Genomic DNA, 435 nt, shown 5'->3' with positions numbered 1-435 from the left:
GGTTGGAGATGCCGGCGATGTGGTCGATGGTCTTGCCCATACGACCGTGGTGGCGCAGGATCCCGGCCCGCTCGGCCACTTCCTCGTCGTCGGTGAGGATCATGCCCGCGTCACCGATGGCGCCGAGGGTCTTGGTCGGGAAGAACGACAGGACGCCACCGCGCCCGAGGAGGCCGGCGTGTTTGCCGTTCCAGCGCATGCCGATCGACTCGGCGCTGTCCTCCAGGACCGTCACGCCGTGCGCGGCGGCGATCTCGCCGATCGCGTCCATGTCGGCGAGCTGGGTGAACAGATGGGCCGGCATGACGGCCTTCGTGCGCTCGGTCACCGCCCGGGCGAAGGACTCCGGGTCCATCGCGTACGTCACCGGGTCGACGTCGGCGAAGACCGGCGTGGCTCCGGCCAGGGCCACCGATGTGGCGGTCGCCGCGAAGG

1 protein-coding gene is annotated in these 435 nt (G+C 70.3%); it reads right to left on the bottom strand.

Annotation, left to right across the window (positions count from 1 at the left end; genetic code table 11):
* Nucleotides 1–435 (bottom strand): DegT/DnrJ/EryC1/StrS family aminotransferase (locus tag TN53_RS42485; protein WP_046264264.1); only part of this gene is annotated, 435 nt, incomplete at both ends.

Origin of the sequence: Streptomyces sp. WM6386 (assembly GCF_000972385.1) — a bacterium.
In the GTDB taxonomy this organism is placed as follows: Bacteria; Actinomycetota; Actinomycetes; order Streptomycetales; family Streptomycetaceae; genus Streptomyces.
This window is presented reverse-complemented; position numbering and strand designations above follow the sequence as displayed.